2 protein-coding genes are annotated in these 3,093 nt (G+C 54.4%); both read left to right on the forward strand.

Annotated elements, in window-relative coordinates; genetic code table 11:
* Positions 1–965: flagellar biosynthesis protein FlhB (gene flhB / locus FDX03_RS10745; protein ID WP_249357037.1), on the forward strand; the 965-nt coding region annotated here is incomplete at its 5' end.
* The gene (gene flhA, locus FDX03_RS10750; protein ID WP_048211356.1) at positions 958–3,036 is read left to right on the forward strand and encodes a flagellar biosynthesis protein FlhA; all 2,079 of its coding nucleotides are present in this window, start codon (positions 958–960) and stop codon (positions 3,034–3,036) included. The genes flhB and flhA, both read left to right, overlap by 8 nt.
* Positions 3,037–3,093 lie beyond the last annotated feature (57 nt).

A 3,093-nucleotide genomic window follows, 5' to 3' on the forward strand; every position in this document is an offset into this window, starting at 1 on the left:
CCGGATTACGTTTTGACCACAGTATGGTCAACGACCCAAACCTGATCCTGAGTCAAATCATTTTGTTGATTAAAGACGCCATGATTGCGTTGTTGCCGCTGATTACCGGGGTTGTGCTGGTGGCATTGATCTCCCCGGTGATGCTTGGCGGCTTGATCTTCAGTGGTAAATCGCTGCAACCCAAATTCTCAAAGCTGAATCCGTTACCAGGTATTAAGCGTATGTTCTCGGCGCAAACCGGGGCGGAGCTGCTCAAAGCCATATTAAAATCCACGTTGGTGGGTAGCGTAGCGGGCTTCTATCTCTGGCACAACTGGCCGGAGATGATGCGCCTGATGGCCGAATCCCCGATTACGGCGATGGGTAATGCGCTGGATTTAGTCGGTATGTGCGCATTACTGGTGGTGCTTGGCGTCATCCCGATGGTGGGGTTTGACGTCTTTTTCCAGATTTATAGCCACGTGAAAAAACTGCGGATGTCGCGTCAGGATATCCGTGACGAATTTAAAGAAAGCGAAGGTGACCCGCACGTTAAGGGCAAAATTCGCCAGATGCAGCGTGCGGCCGCGCAGCGCCGCATGATGGCGGATGTGCCGAAGGCTGATGTTATTGTGACCAACCCTACGCACTATTCGGTTGCCTTGCAGTACGACGAAAACAAAATGAGCGCGCCAAAAGTTGTGGCTAAAGGGGCCGGGCTGGTGGCATTGCGTATTCGAGAGATTGGCGCGGAGCACCGTGTCCCAACGTTAGAAGCTCCGCCGCTGGCGCGTGCGTTATATCGCCATGCTGAGATCGGTCAGCAAATACCTGGCCAATTGTATGCCGCCGTTGCCGAAGTGTTGGCATGGGTATGGCAGCTAAAACGCTGGCGTCTGGCTGGCGGCACACCGCCACCACAACCTGGAAACCTTCCGGTGCCTGAAGCACTGGATTTTATGAACGAGAAGAATACTGATGGCTAATCTGGTCGCGATGCTGCGTCTGCCCGGCAACCTGAAATCCACGCAATGGCAAATTCTTGCCGGGCCGATCCTCATTCTGCTGATCCTGTCGATGATGGTGTTGCCGCTTCCGGCCTTCATCCTCGATTTACTGTTCACCTTTAACATTGCGCTGTCGATCATGGTGCTGTTGGTGGCGATGTTCACTCAGCGCACGCTTGAATTCGCCGCATTCCCAACGATTCTGCTGTTCACCACTTTGTTGCGCCTGGCACTGAACGTCGCGTCAACGCGTATCATTTTGATGGAAGGACATACCGGTGCCGCGGCGGCAGGTAAGGTGGTGGAAGCCTTTGGTCACTTCCTGGTCGGCGGTAACTTTGCCATCGGTATCGTGGTCTTCGTCATTCTCGTCATCATTAACTTTATGGTTATCACCAAAGGTGCGGGACGTATCGCGGAAGTGGGTGCGCGCTTCGTGCTGGATGGGATGCCGGGTAAACAGATGGCGATTGACGCCGATCTGAATGCGGGATTGATTGGTGAAGATGAAGCCAAAAAACGCCGTTCTGAAGTGACACAGGAAGCCGATTTTTACGGCTCCATGGACGGTGCGAGTAAATTTGTTCGTGGGGATGCCATCGCCGGTATTCTGATCATGGTCATCAACGTGGTGGGCGGTTTGCTGGTTGGGGTGTTGCAGCACGGTATGAGCATGGGCAGTGCGGCAGAAAGCTATACCCTGCTGACCATCGGTGACGGGCTGGTAGCCCAGATCCCTGCGTTGGTTATCTCAACGGCGGCGGGGGTTATCGTAACCCGCGTGAGTACCGATCAGGACGTGGGTGAGCAGATGGTCACCCAGTTGTTCAGCAACCCAAGCGTTATGCTGCTTAGTGCGGCGGTCCTCGGTTTACTGGGGCTGGTACCGGGAATGCCAAACCTGGTGTTTCTGATGTTTACCGCGGCATTGCTGGGGCTGGCCTGGTGGATGCGCGGACGCGAGCAAAAAGCGCCAGAAGAAGCTCAGCCGGTGAAAATGCCGGAAAACAACTCGGTGGTGGAAGCTACGTGGAGTGATGTTCAGCTGGAAGACACGCTGGGAATGGAGGTTGGGTATCGCCTGATTCCGATGGTGGACTTCCAACAGGACGGCGAATTGCTGGGGCGTATTCGCAGCATTCGTAAGAAATTTGCCCAGGATATGGGGTTCCTGCCGCCAGTTGTACACATTCGCGACAATATGGATCTGCAACCTGCCCGCTATCGTATTCTGATGAAAGGGGTCGAGATTGGTAGTGGTGATGCTTACCCTGGGCGCTGGCTGGCTATCAACCCAGGTACCGCGGCCGGATCGCTGCCAGGGGAGAAAACAGTTGATCCTGCTTTTGGTCTGGATGCTATCTGGATTGAAAGCGCGCTAAAAGAGCAGGCGCAAATTCAGGGCTTCACCGTTGTCGAAGCCAGTACGGTCGTTGCCACACATCTGAACCATCTGATTGGCCAGTTTGCCGCAGAGCTTTTTGGTCGCCAGGAGGCGCAACAGTTATTGGATCGAGTTTCACAAGAAATGCCAAAACTGACAGAAGATCTGGTGCCGGGTGTGGTCACACTGACCACACTGCACAAAGTGCTGCAGAACCTGTTGGATGAAAAAGTCCCTATTCGTGATATGCGCACCATTCTTGAAACGTTGGCGGAACATGCCCCGTTGCAGAATGATCCGCATGAACTTACCGCAGTGGTGCGTGTGGCGCTTGGACGGGCGATTACTCAGCAGTGGTTCCCGGGTAACGAGGAAGTTCAGGTTATCGGACTTGATACACCGCTTGAGCGTCTGTTGTTGCAGGCGTTACAGGGCGGTGGGGGCCTTGAACCTGGTCTGGCAGACCGGTTGCTGGCACAGACGCAGGAAGCACTGTCGCGTCAGGAAATGTTGGGTGCGCCGCCAGTATTGCTGGTGAATCATGCGCTGCGACCTCTCCTTGCGCGTTTTTTACGCCGCAGTATTCCGCAGTTGGTGGTGTTGTCGAATATGGAGCTTTCCGATAACCGCCATATCCGTATGACCGCGACCATTGGAGGTAAATAATGCGTACATTTCTTTGGCTGTTGCTTTTTCCACTGGCGGTACAGGCCGCCGGGGAAG

The organism is Citrobacter sp. wls827 (assembly GCF_005280875.1).
Lineage (GTDB): Bacteria > Pseudomonadota > Gammaproteobacteria > Enterobacterales > Enterobacteriaceae > Citrobacter > Citrobacter youngae.